Below are 23,833 nucleotides of genomic sequence, written 5' to 3' on the forward strand. Positions count from 1 at the left end.
TCATGAAAAAACCTTTATTTGCTGATTTAAGTTTGCTCCTTGTCACCCTTATTTGGGGGACAACTTTTGTATTAGTTCAAAATGCTATTGATTTCCTTGAACCATTTTCCTTTAATAGCATTCGCTTTCTTGCTGCCGCTATAATATTAATTCTCTGCCTTTTCCTATTTGATAAAGAGCAGTTAAAAAAATTGGATAGAGAGTTACTTTTATCCGGTGTTTTCATCGGATTTTGGCTATTTCTTGGGTATGCTACCCAAACCATAGGGCTATTATATACAACTTCTTCTAAAGCTGGATTTATTACAGGGCTAAACGTTGTCCTCGTCCCATTGTTTTCCATGATGTTATTAAAACAGTTTCCAACCAGAAATGCAGTCTTAGGTGTGTTGACAGCGACGATTGGTTTATTTTTGCTTACAATGACTGATATTACTGCATTAAATAAGGGCGATGGATTTGTTTTCATTTGTGCGATTAGTTTTGCCCTTCAAATTATTTATACCGGCAAATTTAGCAATAAATATCCTACACTGCTGTTAACGGTTATTCAAATTACAACCGTAGCTTTTCTTTCGGTTGTATCCTCTTTCTTTTTTGAAGATTGGAGGAAGTCATTTAATCCCGAGATACTATTTAGACAAGAGGTGCTCATTGCCTTAATCATCACGAGCTTGTTCGCGACGGCCCTGGCCTTTTTAATTCAGACTAATTTCCAAAAGTATACTTCAGCAACAAGAGTGGCCTTGATTTTTGCGATGGAGCCGGTATTTGCTGCTATTACAGGGTTTTATTGGGCTCATGAACGACTATCCTATAGTGCTTTAGTAGGCTGTTTCCTTATATTTGCAGGCATGATATTTGCTGAACTTCCAACCCAAAAAATTACTTTATTTAAAAGAAGTAAAAGTATTGAAGATAAAGTTTCATGAAAAAACTCCCTATAAAAAGGGAGTTTTCTCATGTTTATATCGCTAATAGTTCCTTTTCTTTAACAAATCGTATCGCTTCTTTTCTTGTGCTAATCTTGTTTGAAATTAAGGTTTCTAATAATGATACGTAAAAACTTCCATCAAAACTTCTTTGTGCTTTAAGAGTCATTTCAATGGCCGTATTAATTATTTCATCTGAAGCGTTTGTATAGTGTTTCCCAAAGAAAATAAACCCAATTGCATCCTCTTGGAATTGAAAACCCTTTCCTTTCAAGTGATGCAAATAATCTTCGACTGTTCCCACTGACTTTGCCATCCCTCTCCCAACAAACTCTGAACATCCCTTTAAAATCTTAACTTAAATTTTGATAATTTTCTATTCTTTTTTGTACATAAGTGACCAATGACTCCCACCAAAACACCTAGAATGGCCCCGCCAACAACCTCTTCCGGTTCATGACCTAACATCTCTTTTAACTTTTTTGGAGAGTCCTGTTTAAATTCAACGCTTTCCTCTTTATGGATTTTTTCAATTAACTCATTCATGGAATTTACCTTTAAGGTTAATTCCCCTGTTTGTCTCCTAACCCCTTGTGCATCATACATGACAATTAATCCATAGATAAGGGAAAGGGCAAAATCAAAGGTTGTCAGGCCACGCTGCATGGCAATGTAGGTCGTTAAGGTAGAAACCCCGGCTGAATGCGAACTAGGCATCCCACCGGTTCCAAAGAACAGTTCAGGGCGCCATTCTTTCTCTTTTATATAGTGAATCGGAATTTTCATTCCTTGTGCTAGTCCTATACTAAAAAGCGCTAAATAAACACCTTTGTTCATCAAATCACCCCTGCTACTATTGTTCGAATTCCTGAGTTTTATTATTCCAACGGGAAATACTAAAATAGTGGGAGGTGAACGTTTATGGGTAAAAATGGTCAAGCTAATCGTGGCGTGAAAGCACCTGGGGTTAATCCTCAAGGATATGGTCAAGATGCCGAGTTTGCAGAAGAACCGAAAAGTAAATTAGAAAATGCAGCCAAGAAAAAAAATACAAAATAAGAAGATAAAACATGAAACCGACTGCCAATCTTTTGACAGCCAGTTTCAACAAAGTTAGTTTATCCCAAAAAAAGAGGTTGTCTCAAATGGACAACCTCTTTTTTCAGGAAACAAACACTTCGTCGAATGGCACTAGGCGCTGTAATCCCCGAAGTTCTAATTCCATTAACTTATTCAATGCTTTTTCTTTTTCGATTCTTAAGCCTGCCTCATCCAAGGCACAACTAACAGGAACATCACATTTTATTTCTGCAAGTGTTCTCGATAAATGGAGCATTTCTAAATCCTGTTCAATTTTAGTCTTATTGGACTTAGATAAACGTTCTAAATTGGAGATAATACCCTCAACATGGTCGAACTCCTTTAGGAGCTTAAGAGCGGTCTTTTCGCCTATTCCTCTCACTCCAGGATAATTATCACTCGTATCCCCCATCAGAGCTTTTAAGTCGATCATTTGCCGAGGGGTAATTCCCTTCTCTGCCAAAAAGGTTTCTGGCGTATGAACGAGATAGTTCCCATAACCCTTTTTCAACAAAATTACGGAAATACTGTCATCAAGCAGCTGCAGCATATCTTGATCACCCGTTAGGATCGATACATGTGCGAAGTCTTTTGATTGATTGGCAATTGTTCCAATGCAATCATCGGCTTCGTATCCAGCTAGTCCGATATTGGGTATATCAAAAGAGGCAACAACCTCTTTTACTAAATCAAACTGCGGGATAAGCTCAACCGGCGCTTCTCCCCGATTCCCTTTATAATCCGAAAACAATTCCGTACGGAAGGTTTTACTTCCCATATCCCAACAAACTGCAAGATGTGTGGGCTTGAAGGAATTTACTGCCGTGAATAAATGCTTTACAAAGCCATGTATTCCATTTGTAGGAGTTCCTTTTGAATTTATCATAAATTGTCCAGTAACTGCGGTAGCGTAAAAAGCACGGAATAATAAGGCCATTCCATCAACAAGCATCAGTGAAGGTTTTTGATTCGTCATTTTGGACCTCCTTAGTTAGGTGTTAAAAACAACACGATTTCAATTATAACATAAGTTGCCCCAAAATATTATTCAATTTTATTATCCTCATATGAGATCCAATCACTAAAGCTTCCAATATAGAGCTTTACTTTCTCAAAACCTGCTTCTTTCAAAGCTAAGTAATTTGGGGCAGCTGTCACCCCTGATCCGCAGTATACAATCATTTCCTTTGCAGGGTCGAGATTTTCGAACCTTTGTTTCTGGATTTCAGCAGGTTTATAGTACCTCTCATTTAATCCTTCCATCCATGGCTTATTGATTGCTCCAGGAATATGCCCAGCTTTTTTATCAATTGGTTCTTCTATACCTAAAAAGCGCTTTTCTTCACGCGAATCGATTAAGATTTTATTATTTAACTGCTTTTCAACTACTTCTTTTACTTCGTCCGTTGTTGCCAGCAATTGTGGCTGAACCGTGAAATGGAATTTAGTTTTTTCAAAAGCTGGAATTTCCTTCGTTACAGGATAGGATGCTTCTATCCATCCTTTATATCCGCCATCAAGTACATAGACATTTTCATGGCCGAGGTATTGAAGCATCCAGCAAAAACGAGCAGCATACGCGCCTTCACCATAGTCATAGGCAACAACTAGTTTGTTTTCATCGATCCCTGCATTCTCAAGTTTGGAGATAAATTCTTCTAGCACAGGCATTGGATGCCTGCCGCCATAGGTTTGTTTCGGACTTGACAAGTCTTTTTCTAAATCAAAGAACACTGCCCCGGGAATATGACCTTGTAAGTATTCTTGCTTCCCTTTTTCTGGTTCAGCTAACGAAAAACGGCAATCGATGATCCTGACGTGGCTCTCATGTAAGCATTCTAAAACCCATTCCTGATCTTTAATAAATTTCACTAGTGCAGCCTCCTCGAATCTGTTACTTCCCATTAAAAATCTAATCTGCCAACTTTGTTTGGATATCCTTTAAAAATTCAATTGAGATTCCGCCGTCTAAGGCCGAGAGATGGCTTAAATAAAAATCATTTACTTGTTCGATCATTTGTTCTAATAAGCGATTGAATTCCGTTGTGATTTCATCGCTATAGTGACTATTTAAACGTTTCGCTTCTTCTGCTAAATATTCCTCAGCAGGCAAATCCAGTGCTTGATTAAGTTCATCACTCATTAGTTTCTTTTCATTTTTTTCAAAGAAGGATTTTGGATTTTTAAAATAAGACATTGCTTTCGTAAATACTTGTTTATCTACATCTTTAAAAGCATTTGGAAATTCAATTGTTGCTTCATGCTCCATTTCAAATGCTGAAAAGGAGAGGTCAGGATTGATTTCTTGGAGATTCCGAATAAGACCTGATTGGAAGTCAGCCAATTGTTTTTCAGAAAAGCGCTCAATTCGTACAGTAGTAGCTCTCATTTCTTGAGCAAAATCAAACCCTAGACTTTCGAGAAATTCATCCAAAGCACCTTGTAAAACCTTTTTTAAATTACGTCCATCATCCCTTAGGGCGCTAGGATTAAATGACTCCCTAAAGAAATCCCCGAAGCGTAAGAATACCCGCTTCTTAATGTAATAAACCAGCTCATTTGCTTCTTGATGCAAACGGTTTTGTAAATTTCCAACTGTTTGGTTTGTAAATAACTCTTGAATACGCGCTTGCTGATTTCTAATATCCTCACGTTTTTTCTCTTTAACCGATTGATCTTCTTGTGAACTCTGAATCAGATTTGTAATTAAATCATGGACACGAGTTACTTCCTTTTCTGCTGAAGAAATAGCCATTTCTGTTAATTCATTGGTAATAAATTGATAAAATGCCTGTTCAAATTGATTCATTCCTGATTTAAATGTTGGATTAGGTTCCGTTTTTTCCTTTAAAGCTAGCAAACTAGACACAGGATAAAGATGAGGATTTCTTATCCCATATTTGCTAAGTTGATCCTCAACATAATCTATCACCGTTTCTTTTTCTTCTTCACTCTCAGCGAGATCGATTGCATTGATAATAAAGAACATTTTATCCATTTGGAATGATTCCTTCACACGTCCAAGTTGGATTAAAAATTCACGGTCGGCTTTAGAAAAAGCATGGTTGTAATAAGTAACGAAAAAACAAGCATCTGAATTTTTTATATAATCAAAGGCTACCCCAGTATGACGGGCATTGATTGAATCCGCTCCAGGTGTATCAACAAGTGTGATGCCTTTTCGGGTTAACTCACAATCATAATAAAGCTCGATCCATTCGACATAGCAGGATTTTTCTTCTTTTGCGACGAACTCGCTAAATTCAGCAACATCCGTTTCGAGAACAGTTCCTAACATATTCCCATATGATGCATAGCCTTTCATAAATGCCTGCAAGAAGGCAAAATGGGTCTTTTCTAACACGCCGCCCTCTTGGCCTGTTTGCAGCATAATCTGATCTATTTTCTTGGATGCATCTTCTAAATCTGCAACCTGAAGTTCAAATACTTTTAACGAACGATTAACATCTTCCAGCATGGATGATGCATCTTTAAATTTAACAAGGACAGTCCCATGGGGATGATTTTCCGTAACTGGTTTAATTTTATTAATTGCAGCAGTGGTAGGATTGGGTGAAACAGGTAGAACTTTTTCACCCATAAGTGCATTGGCAAAGGAAGATTTGCCTGCACTGAAAGCACCAAATAATGCGACAGTAAATCCTTTGTTTGCAAGTCTTTCTGCTTTTTCCACTAATTCTGCTGAGAGCTTTTGAAATCCTGGAATGTCTTTGATTACTGTTGAAGTCTGACTGAGACGTTCTACTGTTTTTATTAAATGGTCATTCGATGTAATAACTTCTGGTTCCTTAATTATGGATTGATCGACAGTTTCAGTCGTAGAAGTAGTGGTGGCAGTTACACGAGTGCTAGTTGTTGGCTGGGCCCTGACCACTTCAAATTCTTCTTCATCCTGTTCAAAAAGATAATACCTATCTTCTTTGAGCTCAATATCCGTGGTTAATAATTTTTCGATTTTTGATTCCAACAAGGTAATTTTCTGCTGAGATTTTTTTAATTCTGTTAATGCCTTAAGATACCGATCTGTTCTATTGTGTTCTTGTTCAAATTTCTCTATTAATCTGGCCGTTCGTTCCTTTAATGCTTTAAGAAACTCTTCTTTAAAACTCGTGAGTTGGATCCGTGCCAGTCTTTTGATTTCATTGGCCACATCTTCTGTATAATGTAATACATATTCACCAGACATTCGTGCCCCAGACTTTACTGCTTCCGTTAAAAGACTTGTCGGAACTTCGATGGAATAAGACTGTGCCAATCCCTGCAGTTCCCCCTCATCAAGACCTATTTCTTTTAAAGTGCTCAGTAAAAATTCACGGACATGCCATTCAAGCTGAGTTTTCGTTTTATCAAGGATATCAAGATGAAAACGTTCTAGCCTTACCTTTCTCTCTTCTGCTGTTTTTTGCTTAGAAAATAAAAATCCAATTTTAAATTCTGGCTGACATGATTCCAAATAACTTTCAGCCAATTCTCTCGTTTGAAAAGGCATCAGATAGGCATTTTTAAGGATTTGGGCTATTTGATGATCAAATTCTTTCTCCGTTCCTGCAACCCCTTCTTTTAATGTATTAAGATTTCCTACCACTTCTTCAGCCGAATTTGTCAATGTACTTTGTTCTGCCTCAGATAATTCATTCAGGATCTCAAGGACTGGTGCTAACTCCTCCTGATCTAATTTCCGTCTTTGCTGGATATGATCATGGCTAATTTTCTTTAAAGATTGAAAAATGGATGGAACTAATAATTGGTCTTTAGAGGCCAATTTATCCGCAATAAAACCTTGAAGATCAGTAAATTCATTGAAGGGATGGGTTTCATGCTTCAAGGAGGTATAAAAAATCCTTGCCGGTTTAACTCCCCATGAAGCAAACGAATCTAACACGCTATTTTGAAACTCCAGAAAACTTAGTTCTTCATCCTTGTGTTTATCAATTTGGTTTATTACTAAGTAAACTTCTTTCCCTGCTTCAGTTAATTCCTTTGTAAATAAAAAGTTCAACTCTGCTTGGACATGGTTATAATCCATTACATAAAGAATCAAATCAGCAAGATGGATGGCCGATTCCGTTGCAATTCGGTGGGCATCATCAGCTGAATCAATGCCAGGTGTATCCATAATGACAGTATGATCAGGCAGACCGGTATCACTGTGACTTATTTCGATTTCTTCGATTTGGTCGCCGTCTTTACAATAATTCTTTACTATTTCATAATCATAAGGGGCTAAATAAATACGAGGTGTTTCATTTTTAAAAAAGACCTTTGCATAATCTTCGCCTGCTTTTACCTTCACCAGATTTGCACTGGTGGGAATCGGGCTTGATGGCAGTAATTTTTCACCCACAAGTTGGTTAATCATTGTCGATTTTCCTGCAGAAAAATGACCGCAAAAGGCAATCAAAAACTCTCTGTTTTCTAGCTTTTTGGCTAATTGCTTAATTTTTTTGGCATTTTCAAAATCCTCTTGTTCCATTAAATATTCATATATTGAAACGATCTTCGATTTCAATGTCTGGATGGCTTCTTCTTGGTTCGCTATTTTTACCATTACCTATTCCCCTTAACAACTTTGTAATATTTATTTATTTTATACGATAATTCAAACTTTTCCTATCCTGACACTTCATTTGATTAAAACAAATTTTTCCCAAAAACGACAAAAAGCCAAGGTTAACAACCCTGGCTCCAATAAAATAGATATTCATTTCAATGGGTAACATTTTTTAAAACGTGCTTCATGACAAAGGCATAAATAATAACAGTTCCGCCAACTAAAGCAAAAGTCATATGTAACACCTTCCTTATCAAGGTTGTTGAGAATGATTTTCATTGTTAATCAAAGTTTAACATAGGTGATAATCATTTTCAATAGTCCTTTTCTAATTGTCACACTTTTTTAACAACTTTAGGAAGAAAGCGATTGCAATTCTGGAATGTCCATTCATATTCCGTCAGTTCCTTAAGAGCTTTTTCTTCCTCCGGAATCCGAATCATAAGGATTATTCCATTTAGAACGGTAAAAAGACACGCCGTTATATAGCAGTTAAATAGTAGAGGAACGACAGCTAATTCAATCGCAACCACAAAATAATTTGGATGTTTAATATAAAGGTAAGGACCTTTTTTGATCACCTTTGCATCTCTTAAGACAATAATTTTCGTATTCCAGTACCGTCCAAGTGAGGTAATCACCCAAATCCTAATGATTTGCGCCCCAAAGAAAACTGATAAGAAGATCAGCCAAAAATAGGAAAGCTCACGACTCCCATAAACTTCTTCTGCAATAAGGCAAATGAAGAAGAGTACATGCATCAATACCATAAATCGATAATGATTTTTTCCAAATTCAATAGCACCTTGGTTCTTCATCCATTTTTCATTCCGTTTTGCGATTCTTAGTTCAACCACACGTTGAACAACAATTAAGCCAATGATGATTTCGAATACAAGAAATCCATTCATTTACCCCCACCTCATTAAATGCAGTTCTGAACTAAACCCTGGCCCTAGAGCGGTACCGAGACCAAGGGCCCCTTCGGGAATTTCTTTCTCCATGAATCGATTCAGCACAAAAAGTATTGTCGCTGAAGACATATTTCCAAACTGTTTTAACACATCAAGTGAAACCTCTGTCATTGAGGGAGGGATTTCTAATGATTTTACATATGCATCGATCACCTTTTTTCCACCAGGATGGGCAATAAAATAGTTTATTGTTTCAAGGTTTACATGATTTTCTTTTAAAAACTCAGTTACATTCGGCTTTAACCAATTTTCAATTATGAGAGGAATATCACGTGAGAATACCACGTATAACCCGTTACTCTTTATATCCCATCCCATTACATCTAAGGAATCTGGCATAAGTGTTGACTGAGTTGCAATAATGAAGGGGGACGTCTTCTTCTTCCTGTAATTGCAGTAATTTGAATCATCACCGCAAACTAACGCACAGGCAACACCATCGGCAAATAAAGAGGTACCTATGAAATTACTTTTCGATAGATCATTGCGCTGAAAAGTTAAGCTGCAAAGTTCCACTGAGAGAACAAGTACCTTTGCTTTCGGAAAAGCAAGGCAATATTCATAGGCCCGGGACAACCCAGCAGCACCACCTGCACAACCAAGACCCCATATTGGAATCCTTTTGGTGTGAGGCTGGAAGGGAAGTAAGCTCATAATTCTGGCTTCGATGCTTGGTGTAGCAATTCCGGTGGTTGAAATAAAAAAAATAGCATCAATGTCCTGATAGGGAATATTCGTTGTTAAGAAATCAGTATTATCTAAACACTTCACGATTGCTTCTCTTCCAAGTTCAACTGCTGACTCAATATAAGCCGTATTTTTTTCTTCAAACGTTTTATCTTCTTTAAACCAATCAATATTTTTTACAAAATGCCTTTTTTCAATCTGGCCATTTTGAAACGCGCGTAAAAGTCTTTCAATGTCCTTAAAGGAATCGGAGAACAGCTCACGAGCAAACTCTGAGGCTTGATTTTGGTTTACTTCAAATGGCGGCGTTACCTCTGCAACTGAAATAATCGTTGGCATGTTTTTTCTCCTTCAAGCTAAGTAAGGGTATTTTTTCCATATTTAAGATTATTATGCATAAATGCATGCACAAAAAAAAAGCTCCCTTTAAGGTAGAAACCAAAGTTTCCACATTAATGGGAGCAAACGTTTTGAAGGTTGTTGCTGTGCTCTTAAATTATATAATGGATGCTAAATTCGTTCATTAGCTAATGTTTTCCAATTTCAACTTTCTAAACAAAAAGCAAGAAATATGCTTTTCTCGATCTATTTTTTATCAGGTTGTTTTTGAACTTCAATTTTAATTTTATTTTTTACTACCGTTCCACAAACCTTACAAATTTCAACATTATCATACAAAAGCCTACATCGATCACAATAATATTTTTCCACAAAAATCCACTCTTTTCTGGAGGAAAATAAGATTTATTACTATCATATTTTCGAACTCCTCGAGTGTGACATTGATTCCAAAAAGATGTCTTTTATCGTTTGTGAAGGATTATTCAATTACTTAAATCACAGGGGAATTGTGATAGTTCACATTTTATTCACAAATACCCCAGGGGAATTGTGATATAAATCACTGTTACATCAATTTTATAATATTAACATAGTAGATACCTAAGGAATGAACAATTTGTGAACTGTGAAAGTTGTTGTTTTTTCATCACAATTGTTTTGTATTATGAAAGAGAACTAATCATTTATTTTATTACTCTGAAGGGAGTGCGGGGGATGGCGAAGGCGGAACTTAAAACAAACAATAAAACAGAAATCGAAGACAGCTCTTCTCTTAAAGGGACATTAGCGTCTGTTTTCTTATTAGGAGCCTTTATTGTTGTCACTTGGGTAAGTGTTTATTACTTGTTTGTTGAACGTTTTTAATGATTGAAGGGGGAAACGATTATGCATATGCATAAATTCGAGAAAATTTGGCTTACTTTTGGAATTGGCGCATTGGTTGTATTTTTAACAACTGTAGGTGTAAGCGCGTTCTATCTTGGCAACAAGCCGCCAAGCTGTTTAACAACGATTAATGTAGATAAGGTCGATCAAACAAAACCATTTAATAAACCAGGATTACATAAAGTTGAAGGCAAAGATTGGGATTATGAATTAGTCTATGTTGCTTCGGCTTTCTCTTATAATCCAGTAAAAGTGGAAGTACCTCTTGGAGCAAAGGTCAAAGTCATTGCTACAACAAAAGACGTCGTCCACGGCTTTGAGGTGGCTGGTACAAATATTAACATGATGCTAGAGCCTGGTTATGTCAGTGAATATACGACAACGTTTGATAAGGCAGGCGAATATTTAATTGTATGTAACGAATATTGTGGTGCTGGACACCATTTAATGAGTTCGATGATTGAGGTGAAAAAATAATGGCTAACTCCATAACAACGAAAGTAAAAGTAGACACTCGTGATGCAAAGCTTTCAATGGCGCATTTTTTTGTCGCCTTCTCTGCTCTTGCACTTGGTGGTTTAATGGGGCTATTACAAACCCTTGTCCGTTCCGGGAAATGGGAGCTTCCCTGGGGCATTGATTATTACCAAATCCTAACCGTCCATGGTGTGTTAATGGGCTTAGTTTTAACAACATTTTTTATTATGGGATTTCAATATGCTGCCGTAAGCAGAACCACTGGCGGTCATTCAAATGCTGCCCGCCGAACAGGCTGGATCGGTTTTTGGTTGATGTTAGTAGGAACCTTAATGGCTGCAACCATGGTTCTACTTAAAGAAGCATCCGTTCTTTACACTTTTTATGCTCCACTTAAAGCACATTGGATTTTTTACTTAGGATTAACTTTTGTAGTGGTTGGCAGCTGGATTGATGGTTCGGCTCAAATTATGACATATGCAAAATGGCGGAAAAACAACCCAGGTCAGCCAAGTCCATTATTGAGTTTTATGGCTGTTATTAATACTGTTATGTGGATTATTGCTACATTAGGTGTTGCAGCTACAGTTTTATTCCAATTACTTCCTTGGTCGCTTGGATTAGTAGATACTGTTGATGTATTAGTAAGCCGGACTTTATTTTGGTATTTTGGTCACCCACTTGTTTATTTCTGGTTGTTACCTGCGTACATGTGCTGGTATGCGATTATCCCAAAAATTATCGGTGGGAAAATCTTCTCCGATTCATTAGCACGCTTGTCATTTATTTTGTTTCTGCTCTTCTCAATTCCGGTTGGTTTTCACCACCAATTAACAGAGCCAGGGATTGACCCTGCTTGGAAGTTCTTACAGGTAATTTTAACATTCATGGTTATTATTCCATCGTTAATGACTGCCTTCTCGTTATTCGCTACATTTGAAAGATATGGTCGCTCAAAAGGAGCAACAGGCCTTTTTGGCTGGATTAAAGTTTTGCCATGGGGCGATGCCAGGTTTACCGTTCCGTTTATCGGGATGGCCTCATTTATTCCTGCTGGTGCTGGTGGTATCATTAATGCTTCCAACCAAATGGACCAAGTTGTGCATAACACCATTTGGGTAACAGGTCACTTCCATTTAACGGCTGCTACATCCGTTGTCTTAACCTTCTTTGGAATTTCTTATTGGCTGGTTCCACATTTAACCGGCCGGAAATTAACAAAGGCTATGAATAAATTAGGGATCATCCAAGCTTGGGTTTGGTTCATTGGAATGGCCTTCATGTCGGGTGCCATGCACTTCCAAGGCCTTTTAGGCGGACCGAGACGTTCTGCTTTCTCTACTTACGGCGGAGCCAAACAAGCAGCTGAATGGATTCCATATCAAATTGCTCAAGCAGTGGGTGGAACAATTCTTTTCCTAGGAATTATCTTAGTGATTATCATATTCATCAATCTTGCGTTCTTTGCTCCTAAAGGGGAAGAAGAATTCCCTGTAGCTGTGGCTGAGAATCTTGAAGAAAAAGCACCAATGGTCTTTGAAAACTGGAAATTATGGCTAGGAATTGCTGCAGCCCTAATTCTTTTCGCTTACACGATTCCATTTATAGATATTATTCAAAATGCACCTCCAGGCTCTAAAGGATTCCAGACATGGAGTAAATGGTAATAAGAAAAGTGCAAGCGCCCTGTTCAGCGGCGTATGGCCTGGAGCGCTCCAACTGAAATAAAGGAAAGCCGAAAAGCGGAAGCACCTTGCCCAGGAGCGACAGGCATAAGACGAGCCGGCGAGAAGGTTGCTCTTTAACCTTCTTGACGGATTGGCTTATGACCCGAGCCCCTAGGTGCTGTAGCTAGACAACACGAAGAGCAAGAGGCGCATTCGTGCTTGACTTATCGTAGGGCGGAGAGCGAAGGACACTAGCCGCTAGGGCCGCTTGCGCTAGACAATTCTCAAAGTCAAATATTAATAATAAGCAAAGGCTTCATTCTTTTCGATTGAAGCCTTTGCTTATTAATTTAATCTATAGACCTTTCCAAACTTTTCATACAGATAATCAATTAAATATTTGGGATTAAGGCCCTCTCCGGTAACATCCTGTAAGATTTCAAGCGGTTTCTTCATTTTACCGTATCGATGAATTTTAGCAGTTAGCCATTCTTTAATCGGGATAAGGTCCCCTTCTTCAACTAATTGATTAAAGTTCGGAAGATCTTCGACCATTTTCTGTTTAAATTGAGCTGCATACATATACCCTAAGGCATAGGAAGGGAAGTACCCAAAGCTGCCTCCCGCCCAATGGACATCCTGCAACACCCCCAAAGCATCATTTTCAGGACGAATGCCTAAATATTCTTCGTATTTATCATTCCATATCTTTGGTAAATCCTTCACATCAATTTCATCATTAAATAACCCTTTTTCAATTTCATAACGGATTATAACATGGAGCGGATATGTTAATTCGTCCGCTTCAATTCTTATGAATGAGGGTTTAGATTCATTAATAGCCCGATAAAAATCTTCAATTTCCACTTGGTCAAATTGTCCAGTCGCATAGTCCTTAAGCAGCTGGTAATTATTTTTCCAAAATGAAAAGCTTCTACCCAGAATATTCTCATAAAAAAGGGACTGCGACTCATGAATTCCCATTGAGGTTCCCGTGCAAAGCGGTGTACCAATTAAGTATTTGGAAATATTCTGTTCATATAAAGCATGACCGCCTTCATGTATTGTTCCAAAAACGGCGGTACGGAAGTCGTTTTCATTATAATTGGTGGTCACACGAACATCACCAGGGTTTAATCCTGTTGCAAAAGGATGAACCGTTTCATCCAGACGGCCTGCTTTGAAATTATAACCCATTTTTTCAAGAATTTTTAAACTCAGTTCACGTTGGTTTTCCTTAGGGAATTTTTTAAACAGAAAGTCAGTTTTAGGTTTGTGTGACGACTCTGAAATTTGTTTGACTAATGGTACAATTTTCTCTCTCAGTTCACCAAACACTTGATCTAATACATTCATCGTCATGCCTGGCTCATACATATCTAATAATACGTCGTATTTATTTTTTTCATGTCCCCAGTAGCTAACGAACTTCTTAGTCATAGCAACCAGTTTTTCTAAGTAAGGACTAAACATGGAAAAGTCCGAATGTTCTTTCGCCTCCTCCCAAACACTCTCAGCCTTAGATTGGAGAATGACAAACTCTTTATACTCTTCAGCGGGGATTCTTTTATTTCGTTCATATTCTTTTTTGCATTCGTCAAGAATTTTTCTAGTTCTTTCGGACAATGGCTGTTTTCCTAAAGTGGCTATGTATGCTGCCATTTCCTCAGAGGTTGACATTTTAAATACTTCGGAGGAAAGCATTCCAATCACTTCAGACCGTTGCTCCACACCTTGTTTTGGAGCCCCTGTCCTTAAATCCCAATAAATTAATCCTAATGCCTCATTATATGCTGATATTTTTTTCACATATTCCAGAAACTCTTTTTCTAGAAGTACCCTATTCATCCGATATCCCCCTTTAGATTCCATTTAAATTTTAACACATTATTCAGAAAAATAGGGGAATGGCTGTTTCCATCGGAATAAAAAACAACAGAAAGAAATTCTGTTGTAAAATAGAAATATAGGGAAAAGAGGATGAATCCTGGAAAATAAATAGATTGGAAAATTTAGTGATGGTTAAGTAAACCAAGATTATTCGAATTAAATTTTAATGGAATTACTTTTTAGCAATAGCCACTCTCCAAGTTTCTGGACCTTCTTCAAGGTACTCCCAAGAAAATTGCTCCGGTCTTTCCATCATGAATTGATACAATAATGGTCTTGGATCATGGTCATTGACAATCATCATAGTTTCACCAGATGCTAGTTCGTCAAAACAATTAAAAATGGTAGGATGTTTCTCCCGTGGCGGGAAGTCTGGTACATTGATAACTTTTGCGTATGTTTGCATTATTATCACTCCTATTAATTTGTTAACTTCTCTTTTATTATATTGAATCCTGTATGAAAACTTAGTGAGAGGCATCACACCAATAACATAATTTTGTTAGGAGGTATGACAAATGAAGGAGCTCATAGGAAAGTGCTCATGCTGTAGTAAAGATATCTATTGTTTGGATGGTTTTTTTAACGGGATCCATACAGAAGAGAAAGAGCTCTATTGTTTTGAGTGTTTTGAGAAAAAGAGCAAAGAAAATCCGCAAAGCTGATCTTTGCGGATTTTTTTACCATTAATCTTCATCCATTGATAAATCTTTAACTGGAAGTTTTTCTCCTTCTTTGTGGGTTGGCTTCCGTAAATTAAAGATTGCTTTAATACAGAATACTAACAATATCACTACACCAATTAAGAAAATGGTGTCAGGCACCGCGCGCCAAGTTAATAATGTTTCAACAATATCCTTTTGTAGGAAAGATGCTGAACGAGAAGCAGCATATCCATGATTAAATGCTTCTTTAATTTGGATGAACCCAACTGGAAGTAATGATAGAAATACCATTCCTGCGAGTCCAACGTTTAACAGGATACAGCTAATTTTAATCCATTTATCATTCCATGCTTCTGGTTTCACTATGTTTCTTAATGAGTAAAGGAGTACTGCACATGCGAACATACCGTACACCCCCATCATCGAACCATGGCCATGTGCTGGGGTTAAGAATTGTCCGTGTTCGAAATAGCTGACTGCAGGTAAGTTAATTAAGAATCCAAGCACACCTGCACCAACTAAGTTCCAAATGGCAACTGAGATTAAGAACCAGAATGTTCCTTTGTAAGGGAAATTTACTCCACCCTCACGCATCATTTTGTATTGCTCATATGCTTCTAGGATTAACAATGTTAACGGAATAACTTCTAATGCAGAAAAGACAGCGCCAAGAGACAGCCAAATTTCTGCAGAACCATTGTAATAATAATGGTGTCCGATTCCGATTACCCCACTGCCCAAGAGCAGAATCAATTGGAAATAAAGTTGTCTTACGGTAGATTTTTTCGTTACTAGTCCAAGTTGAACTAATAAGAAACCAATAACTACAACGGCAAACACTTCAAAAATACCTTCTACCCATAAGTGGATAATCCACCAGCGCCAGTAATCGGCAAATGTAAAGCTGGTACCTGGGTTGATGAATAAGGCAAAAATATAGAAAGCTGGAACAGCAATCGCTGAGTAGAATAATAGGTGAATCAATCCACCTTTATCTGTTTCTCGCTTAAGACCTGCCTTGACTCCACGATAAACGATAAACAGCCAGATAAGCATCCCCACAATGAGAATCAGCTGCCAAACACGACCTAGTTCAATATATTCCCAACCTGTATGACCAAATAAGAACCACTTGTTTCCTAAATAACCATTTGCACCAAGCCATTCTCCAACCATACTTCCAACAACAAGAACAACCAATGCCCAGAATAAAATATCTACTAATAGACCTTGTTTCTTAGGTTCATATCCGCCAACAAGCGGTGCAACATAGATTCCCATTCCAAGCCATGCTGTAGCAATCCAGAAGATAGCCAGCTGCAGGTGGTAACCTTTTGAAATATTAAATGGAAGAATATCATGAATCCACTTCATTCCGAAGAAACTATCTGGCTCGATATAATAGTGAGCAAGTAAGGCCCCAAACATACACTGTACAAAGAATAAAGCAGCAACAATCACAAAGTATTTCCCTGTTTTCACTTGTGAGCTTGTCACTGGCATTTTCCGTAGATCAATACGAGGGAAATTACCTTCCTTATACGCTTCCTGCATACCAAAATTATAACGGTAGAACACAAACAGGATAATTCCTACCATTAATACAAATAAAGTAATGCTTGCCCCGCTCCACCAAACTGCTGAAAAGGATAATTGGTTGCCCGCGTCTTCATAATATGGCCAATTATTTGTATAAGTAATTTTATCACCTTCACGGACTGTACTTGAAAGCCAGGCAGTCCAGAAGAAGAAATCTGATATTTGAGTGATTTGGTCGCCTGTTGCAACATAAGCACGATCTGTTTTAGGCATGTCGTCTTCTTTAATTAGGTTTGGCTTTAATCCCCAGCCGTCACCTTTAGTGAATACCTCTTTATAGTACTCTCTAACTCTTTCAAGTCCAAACGCCTGTGCATTTGTTAACTTCATAGTATCGCTGCTTGAGTCATAACGGTTTTTCCGCATTTCTTTGATTACTTTATTTTTAATTACTGATTTTTCATCATCATTTAAAGAAGCAAAGTCTTTACTATATTGTTCATTGGCCTTAAAGTCTTGCATTCCCTCTGTATAAAGCTTCAATGCTTCCGCCGTATAGTCAGGACCCATATATGAACCGTGACCTAAAACGGTACCATAATCCATTAATCCGTACTTCTGAAAAACGGCCTGTCCCCCCATAATCGAATCCTTTGTAAAAAGAACTTCACCATTTTCATTGGTTACTTCGACTGGTCTTGGTGCCTGTTCTTTAAAAATCCAATACCCCCCAACTAGTAAAACAGTGAAGCTGAGTAATATCGTGATCACTAATACAGATTTCAGTAATGCATTTTTATTCGTCTTCACCACTTTTTTTGATGGTGTTCCTCGTTGTATTTCCATAACCCTTCATCCTTTCATGTTTCATTACCTTTCGTATTGTAACTTTCACAAGTTCGACACAAAGTGAAGCATTTCATTGTTTTCCTGTGATATTACCCACACACCAGTTTAACTGAGAATAATTTTCATAAAAACTAGCTAACTATGATGGAGGTCACATTATTATTGGTTAAACATTGATAAAATCTAACTAAATCAGATTTACTAATACGAAGGTGATGTTAATGAGGCAAGAGGACATAATTAAAAGATTATCTGTTGTCCCTATCTTTAAAGAACTGTCAGCAGAAGAACTAGAGCCAATCGTAAAGATTGCACAAACTCGTTTTTTTAAACAAAAGATGTATGTTTTTATGCAGGAGGATCCACTTGACCGAGTCTTTTTTATTCATAGTGGGAAGATTAAGATTTGCAAAACAGACTTATCAGGTAAAGAACAACTAATTTCCGTCCTTGAGCCTGGCGAAATGTTTCCACATGCAGGATTTTTCAGAAAGGGCAATTTTCCAGCCCATGCTGAAGTGATGGAGGATGCCAATCTTATTATTATTCCGATTGCTAAGTTTGAAAATATCCTAATTACCTACCCAGAGCTTTGCATTAAACTCTTTAAAGTATTGGGAGAAAAAATAGTAGATTTACAAGGAAGATTAGAAGCACAAGTACTCCATAATACTTTTGAACAAATTATTTTACTACTAATTAGACTTTGTAAATCTAATGGCGAAATGGTTGATGGTCGTTATAGACTCACCACACAGTTCACCAATCGTGAACTAGCTAATATGATTGGTACTTCAAGAGAAACGGTAAGTAGAACGATTAATCAAGTGAAAAAGAAAAACTTTGTTGCGCTTGATGAACAAGGTTTTTATCTGATCGACCGGGAAGCACTTCAACAGGAATTGTTCTATTAATAAATTGATCTCGATTATATAAAAAGGAGTTGTAAATGCTATGGAGCAGAGAATTATTGAACTAGATGTACGAGAAGATTTAAAGAATAAAATTGAACCCTTCCAAAAAATTATTGAGGCAATTAAGGAGTTAAAAGGAAATGATATTTTTATTCTTCATGCCCCTTTTAAACCCGTACCACTCTTCACTGTATTAAAAGCAAAAGGCTTCACCCACGAGGAAGAAGAAATTGATAAGATGCATTGGAAAGTAACTTTCACAAAGAAAGCTTAAGGAAGAAGGGGAAATTGTATGATTTTAGATAATCGCGGTTTAGAACCGCCTCAACCAATGATGAGAACATTAGCTGCCTTGGAAATCCTAGGAGAAAATGAAACATTAACAATCATAAATGATAGAAGACCCATGTTTCTTTATGAGCAACTTGAGGAATTGGGTTATCAACAACGAACAGAACAACAAAGTGACGAAAGTTTTAAAATTGAAATCTTCCGGTAAACGGGGTGAATGATCATGCTTCCTCAAAATTTGGGAAGTGAAACAAATATTAAACTTCCATTTTCATTTATTTTGTTTAGTTTAATTGCATTAGTACTTTCGCAAATTTTACTATTAGTCAATGGTCAATTAATGGCTTCAGGGAATTTTAGAATTCCTGTCATCTGGTCTTCAGCCCATTTATTAGTTTTGGGCTGGTCATTAATGGCGGCCATGGGATCGATGTATCAATTGGTATCAGTTGTTTTCCTAACTAAAATATGGAATGAAAAATTCGGATTTATTCAATTCTTCGTAACGGCTATTGGAATTGTTTCTTTTTCAGGGATGTTATATTGGTCGCCGCAAAATGCGATGCTGCCTGGAATCCTCATGCTGCTTGGGATCTTAATGTTCTTATTCCAAATGTTTATGACCCTTAAATCACAAGCAAAGCCAACTATTCTTACTGCTTTTGTTGGTTCAGCGCTAGTTTGTTTATTCATTACCATTTCCTTAGGGATTACACTAATATATTGCTTAAAAACAGGTTTTGCTGGTGAATATTATCAAGCCATCTTTAAAGCTCATTTGCTAATGGGGATTACAGGCTGGTTTACATTATTAATTTTCGGATTCTCTTACAAAATGGTGCCGATGTTTTCCTTATCCCATGGGTTTCCGATGGTCCAAGCAAAATATGTATTTGCGTTTTATATTTCTGGTCTAGTCCTATCACTGATTGCATTCTTTACTAATAACAATCTGCTATTGAAAATAGGATTCTTTTTACTTTTCGTTGGTTTTACTATTTTTAGCTGGCATATTAGCCTTATTATCAAAAAACGATTAAAAAAAACGCTAGATAAACCATTTACGTTCGCACTAGTTGCGATTGGATTAGGAAATTTGATTCATTTGGCTGCACTTATCATACTATGGAATCACCAATTCACGAGCCTTATAGGAGTGCTTGTTTACGCTTATTTATTACTCTGGATCGTCTTATGTATTGTTAGTTATTTATATAAAATCGTTCCATTTCTATGGTGGACATATAAATATAGTAAGGAAATAGGAAAAAGCAAGGTCCCTTCTTTAAAAGAAATGATGAATGAAAAAATCGTTACCCCCTTGTTTTCAATATTTATCGTTGCGATTCTGGCAGTCTTTTGTGCCTTAACTTTTCATATAACTGTTCTGTTTAATGTCGGTCAGACCATCCTGTCGATTGTATTTATTATTATTGCATTCAGTATCCTTCGAGTTTTAAAAAAATAGTGAGGTGTTTATGATGAATATCAAAGAAAAAATTATTAGTGCGTTAAAAACTGTTTACGATCCTGAGCTTAACATAAATGTAGTCGACCTCGGCTTAATTTATAATATTGAAATTACAGAATTAAATGATGTTACGATTACAATGACGTTAACGACACCAGGCTGCCCGCTCCATGACAGCATAACAAGCGGGGTGCGTTACAGTGTTGAAGGGATGGAAGAAACAAAAAAAGTAGATGTTAACCTGGTTTGGGAACCAGCATGGTCTCCAGATAAAATGACCCCTGAAGGACTCAAATTATTAGGAAGATAATATATGAAAACGGAAGCACCATTTAAGGTACTTCCGTTTTTTATTATGCTTTAGCTTCAGTAGGTAAAACTTCTTTAACTCTCTCTAATAAGTCTGGGTCGATATTTTCATTTACAAAAATATGGACCGCCCCTTGATCCTTTTCACTCCGAATCAAGCGTCCCACCCCTTGGCGTAACCGAAGGAGCATATACGGTAATTCAACCTCGGCAAACGGGTTATCCACGCCCGCCTTTTTTGCCGTAAAGACAGGATCATTCGGTGGAAATGGAAGCGAAAAGATCATCACATTTTCAAGCGACCTCCCTGGAATATCTAAACCTTCCCACAGATGGATCGAACAAAGAATTGCATGTTCTTCATTCTGAAATTTAGAAACAAGTGTGCTTATTTCTTCATCGCCTTCAAAATAAATAGGGTATGGGACTTCTCCAGAAAGATTTTTCTTAAGATATGCTAACTCAACTTTATTATTGAGAAGTATTAATGCACGCCCTTCAGATTCGTGAATTGCCTTTAAAATATAGTTAATTTTTCCGTCCATGTCCGCATGTTTAAAGGCAGGCAGGTAAAGGTCCATTTTATCATCATAATCAAAAGGAGATGACACTGAGAATGATAGATAGTCATCAACACCAAGACTCGATGAAATGTAATCGAATGATTTTTGATTTGCGAGCGTTGCAGACGAGAAAATAAACGGTTTTTTCTGTGTGAATACTTCTTCCCGCATTACTTCTTCAACCATTTTTGGCATAATAACTAGTGTCCGTTCTCCCCCTTTTTCTTCGAACCAAGTAATTCCATTTAACTCCTGAAGAAAAAGTGATAAAGAATAAGTGATTTGTTCTAAGTATTCCTCAACAATTTTCAAATCGTATTCATTAATAACATATAGTTCACTTTCAAATACTAATTCCTCTTCTAATGATTGTAGAGTGGACAGAAGTTTCCTGCATGTCTTCATTACTAGTGGATGCTTAGTAATCATTTGTTTTTCAGACCCCTGTGAAAGTGATGAGAATTGTGAAATACCATCGAAAAATGCTTCATTATCTAATAAAGCCTCTTCTATTGTATATAAGGTCTTTTCACGGACTTCATTTTCCATTAGTCTTGTAAGCAGTGTTTCTAAGGTATAATCCGTAAAACGATAGCTTAACGCTTTCTGTGCCGCATATTCAAGAAGGTGTCCTTCGTCAAAAACAACGGAAGAATGTTCGGGTAATAACGGCAGCTGTCCTTCACGTTTTCTCGATTCTTTTGTCCAAATATGCTCCATATAAAAATCATGGGAACAGATAATTAAATCCTCAGAGTGGCGGTAATACTCTCTGTGCAAGGTCAGCCCACAGCGGTGACGCTTCTCACAAGAAAAACAATCCTGTACAGCATCCCAGCTAACTTCACTCCACATCTCATCAGATAAAGTTGGATAGTCCCTTCTGTCGCCATATTTTTCAAAGGTTTGCATGGAGCCAACAGTATGCACAAAATCAGGCAGGTTTTCATATATACTTGCAATCTCATCGGAGAAATCATTGTTCTTCGTTTGATCCAACTTTTTTAAACAGAGATACTGATCTCGAGATTTAGCCAAGCGGACATCGATATCTAGTCCGAGAACCTTCTCTAATTTTGCGATATCTCCCTCTTTTTTCACCAATTGCTCAATTAAAGTCTCATCTGCACAAGCAATGACAGCCGGGCGATTCGTATAGCGGGCATACATGATCGCATAAAGCAAGTAAACAATTGTTTTCCCCGTTCCAACTCCTGCTTCAGCAAACATCACTTTTTTATCTTTGAAGGCATTTTCTAGTTGAAAAGCCATATATATCTGTTCATCTCTTAATTCGAATCCTGCTTCGGGCAATATATCATAGAATAAATCCCCGATCCATTCACCCAATTTTTCATAAAAGGACTCAGTTTTTGCAATCTCAAATGGCATACGTTTTTGCATGGTACCCTCCCCAAAAAAACTTTCATATAATTCAACAAAAATAATGATTCATTCGAATTACTTGTCTTGATTTAAATCATCTTGACGAGGAGGTTTCTTTCCCCAATATTGATAAAGATCCGTACGAATAAAGCCGTTAAAAAGTTTTCGCTTTTTTGTCGCGGGTTTACCATAAAATTGTTCAAACTGCTCGTTAGAAGTTAAGATATATTTAGACCATGTATCAAGTGTATTGAATGCAACGCCCATTTCTTTATACATCTGTTCGACTGCTTTTTTCTCCCCGAGTCTTTCACCATAAGGGGGATTCCCAACAATGACACCGTATTGCTTATTTGTAGAAATGTCTCTAACCTGCATTTGCTTAAATTGGATCAAGTCCCCAAATCCAGCCTCAAAAGCATTATCTTGGGCAATTTTCACCATTCTATGGTCGATATCTGTCCCTAAAATATCTAATGGCTGATCATAATTTGCTAAGTCCTCCGCTTCATTTCTAGCGTCATCCCAAACTTGCGCTGGGATCCAATTCCATCGTTCCGATACAAACTCCCTATTAAAGCCTGGTGCAATATTTTGCCCGATCATTGCTGCTTCAATCGGAATCGTTCCAGAACCACAGAAAGGGTCCATAAAGGGACGGTCTGCTTTCCAATTAGTGAGCAAAACCAGCGCAGCTGCAAGGGTTTCCTTTAGGGGTGCCTCACCTTGATCCACTCGATAACCGCGTTTATGCAGCCCTTGACCACTTGTGTCAATGGTTATAGTGGCGACGTCTTTTAGTAATGCCACTTCGATGCGAAAATAAGCACCGTTTTCTTCAAACCATGTACTTCGCTTATAGTGTTGTTTCATCCGTTCCACAACAGCCTTTTTAACAATTGCCTGGCAATCAGAAACACTGAAAAGCTTTGACTTAACGGATTTACCAACCACAGGAAATTCAGCATCTTCAGGTAAGAATTTCTCCCATGGAAGTGCCTTAGTTTTTTCAAATAGTTCATCAAAGGTAAACGCCTTAAATTCTCCGACCTTTATCTTTATTCTATCTGCTGTCCGTAGCCATAAATTACTGCGTGCGATTGCAGATTCATCCCCTGTGTAAGTGACCTTTCCATTTTCAACTTCACATTCATATCCCAATGCCCGGACTTCTTTGGCAACTAAAGCCTCCAGCCCCATGGCCGCAGTAGCTATTATTTGATATTTTCCCATTTTTTCACCCTTAATTCATTTCATTAGTATGTATGGTTGTGTTTATAAAATTATCTTTCATTCGCTTTCATTATGGACAAAAACTAGTTAATGAATGCAATATGTTT

General features: G+C 37.4%; 22 protein-coding genes. 10 read left to right on the forward strand and 12 right to left on the reverse strand.

The features are described 5' to 3' along the window. Positions 1-2: 2 nt before the first annotated feature. The gene (locus tag QNH17_RS20435; RefSeq protein ID WP_283874760.1) at positions 3-932 is read left to right on the forward strand and encodes a DMT family transporter; all 930 of its coding nucleotides are present in this window, start codon (positions 3-5) and stop codon (positions 930-932) included. Positions 933-966: 34 nt separating this feature from the next. Here QNH17_RS20435 and QNH17_RS20440 read toward each other — a convergent pair whose 3' ends face one another. Next, positions 967-1,248, reverse strand: a complete 282-nt coding sequence (locus QNH17_RS20440; protein WP_283874761.1) for a DUF6123 family protein — start codon at positions 1,246-1,248, stop codon at positions 967-969. 29 nt (positions 1,249-1,277) lie between these two features. Then, positions 1,278-1,769 (reverse strand): divergent PAP2 family protein, encoded by a 492-nt coding sequence (locus QNH17_RS20445; protein ID WP_283874763.1) that lies wholly within the window; start codon positions 1,767-1,769, stop codon positions 1,278-1,280. Positions 1,770-1,853: 84 nt separating this feature from the next. Here QNH17_RS20445 and sspL point away from each other — a divergent pair, with 84 nt between their 5' ends. Then, a complete protein-coding gene (gene sspL, locus QNH17_RS20450; protein WP_026563862.1) occupies positions 1,854-1,991 on the forward strand; it encodes a small, acid-soluble spore protein L in 138 nt (45 codons plus the stop codon). A gap of 103 nt (positions 1,992-2,094) precedes the next feature. On the opposite strand, the gene QNH17_RS20455 is transcribed toward sspL, so the two are convergent. From QNH17_RS20455 to QNH17_RS20475, 5 genes are all read right to left on the reverse strand, one after another. Beyond that, on the reverse strand, positions 2,095-2,988 hold the full coding sequence (locus QNH17_RS20455) for a 5'-3' exonuclease (protein WP_283874765.1): 894 nt from the start codon (positions 2,986-2,988) through the stop codon (positions 2,095-2,097). A gap of 68 nt (positions 2,989-3,056) precedes the next feature. After that, positions 3,057-3,884, reverse strand: a complete 828-nt coding sequence (locus tag QNH17_RS20460; RefSeq protein ID WP_283874766.1) for a sulfurtransferase — start codon at positions 3,882-3,884, stop codon at positions 3,057-3,059. A 40-nt stretch (positions 3,885-3,924) separates the two neighbouring features. After that, complete coding sequence (locus QNH17_RS20465; RefSeq protein ID WP_283874768.1) at positions 3,925-7,581, reverse strand: dynamin family protein; 3,657 nt, start codon at positions 7,579-7,581, stop codon at positions 3,925-3,927. Positions 7,582-7,919: 338 nt separating this feature from the next. After that, complete coding sequence (locus QNH17_RS20470; protein ID WP_283874771.1) at positions 7,920-8,495, reverse strand: isoprenylcysteine carboxyl methyltransferase family protein; 576 nt, start codon at positions 8,493-8,495, stop codon at positions 7,920-7,922. After that, on the reverse strand, positions 8,496-9,584 hold the full coding sequence (locus tag QNH17_RS20475) for a type III polyketide synthase (protein ID WP_283874773.1): 1,089 nt from the start codon (positions 9,582-9,584) through the stop codon (positions 8,496-8,498). 717 nt (positions 9,585-10,301) lie between these two features. Here QNH17_RS20475 and QNH17_RS20480 point away from each other — a divergent pair. The 3 genes from QNH17_RS20480 to QNH17_RS20490 are packed head-to-tail and all read left to right on the forward strand — an operon-like array spanning position 10,302 to position 12,616. After that, positions 10,302-10,451, forward strand: a complete 150-nt coding sequence (locus QNH17_RS20480; RefSeq protein WP_283874774.1) for a cytochrome c oxidase subunit 2A — start codon at positions 10,302-10,304, stop codon at positions 10,449-10,451. 21 nt (positions 10,452-10,472) lie between these two features. After that, positions 10,473-10,949, forward strand: a complete 477-nt coding sequence (locus tag QNH17_RS20485; protein ID WP_283874775.1) for a cytochrome c oxidase subunit II — start codon at positions 10,473-10,475, stop codon at positions 10,947-10,949. Further along, positions 10,949-12,616 (forward strand): b(o/a)3-type cytochrome-c oxidase subunit 1, encoded by a 1,668-nt coding sequence (locus QNH17_RS20490; RefSeq protein ID WP_283874776.1) that lies wholly within the window; start codon positions 10,949-10,951, stop codon positions 12,614-12,616. The genes QNH17_RS20485 and QNH17_RS20490 overlap by 1 nt, the downstream gene beginning before the upstream one ends. A 345-nt stretch (positions 12,617-12,961) precedes the next feature. On the opposite strand, the gene QNH17_RS20495 is transcribed toward QNH17_RS20490, so the two are convergent. From QNH17_RS20495 to QNH17_RS20505, 3 genes are all read right to left on the reverse strand, one after another. Further along, positions 12,962-14,464 carry a carboxypeptidase M32 gene (locus QNH17_RS20495; protein WP_283874777.1) on the reverse strand — a complete coding sequence of 501 codons (1,503 nt, stop codon included), beginning with the start codon at positions 14,462-14,464 and terminating at the stop codon, positions 12,962-12,964. A 214-nt stretch (positions 14,465-14,678) separates the two neighbouring features. Further along, positions 14,679-14,912 (reverse strand): DUF2249 domain-containing protein, encoded by a 234-nt coding sequence (locus tag QNH17_RS20500; RefSeq protein ID WP_283874779.1) that lies wholly within the window; start codon positions 14,910-14,912, stop codon positions 14,679-14,681. Positions 14,913-15,192: 280 nt separating this feature from the next. Further along, positions 15,193-17,556, reverse strand: a complete 2,364-nt coding sequence (locus QNH17_RS20505; RefSeq protein WP_283874780.1) for a nitric-oxide reductase large subunit — start codon at positions 17,554-17,556, stop codon at positions 15,193-15,195. A gap of 224 nt (positions 17,557-17,780) precedes the next feature. On the opposite strand from QNH17_RS20505, the gene QNH17_RS20510 reads away from it, so the two are divergent. The 5 genes from QNH17_RS20510 to QNH17_RS20530 are packed head-to-tail and all read left to right on the forward strand — an operon-like array spanning position 17,781 to position 20,545. Next, positions 17,781-18,473, forward strand: a complete 693-nt coding sequence (locus tag QNH17_RS20510) for a Crp/Fnr family transcriptional regulator (protein WP_283874782.1) — start codon at positions 17,781-17,783, stop codon at positions 18,471-18,473. 40 nt (positions 18,474-18,513) lie between these two features. Then, entirely contained in the window at positions 18,514-18,747 is a 234-nt protein-coding gene (locus QNH17_RS20515) for a DUF2249 domain-containing protein (protein ID WP_283874784.1), read from the forward strand. A gap of 18 nt (positions 18,748-18,765) precedes the next feature. Next, positions 18,766-18,972 (forward strand): DUF2249 domain-containing protein, encoded by a 207-nt coding sequence (locus tag QNH17_RS20520; protein WP_283874786.1) that lies wholly within the window; start codon positions 18,766-18,768, stop codon positions 18,970-18,972. 15 nt (positions 18,973-18,987) lie between these two features. Next, positions 18,988-20,232, forward strand: a complete 1,245-nt coding sequence (locus QNH17_RS20525; RefSeq protein ID WP_283874787.1) for a hypothetical protein — start codon at positions 18,988-18,990, stop codon at positions 20,230-20,232. A gap of 13 nt (positions 20,233-20,245) precedes the next feature. Beyond that, positions 20,246-20,545: a metal-sulfur cluster assembly factor gene (locus QNH17_RS20530; RefSeq protein ID WP_283874789.1), complete on the forward strand. Its 300-nt coding sequence runs from the start codon at positions 20,246-20,248 to the stop codon at positions 20,543-20,545. A 43-nt stretch (positions 20,546-20,588) separates the two neighbouring features. Here the strand turns inward: QNH17_RS20530 and QNH17_RS20535 are convergent, their stop codons facing one another. Next, positions 20,589-22,511, reverse strand: a complete 1,923-nt coding sequence (locus QNH17_RS20535; RefSeq protein ID WP_283874791.1) for an ATP-dependent DNA helicase — start codon at positions 22,509-22,511, stop codon at positions 20,589-20,591. Between the two features lie 57 nt (positions 22,512-22,568). Beyond that, positions 22,569-23,726, reverse strand: a complete 1,158-nt coding sequence (locus QNH17_RS20540) for a THUMP domain-containing class I SAM-dependent RNA methyltransferase (protein ID WP_283874792.1) — start codon at positions 23,724-23,726, stop codon at positions 22,569-22,571. Positions 23,727-23,833 lie beyond the last annotated feature (107 nt).

Source organism: Neobacillus sp. SuZ13, assembly GCF_030123365.1.
In the GTDB taxonomy this organism is placed as follows: domain Bacteria; phylum Bacillota; class Bacilli; order Bacillales; family Cytobacillaceae; genus Neobacillus.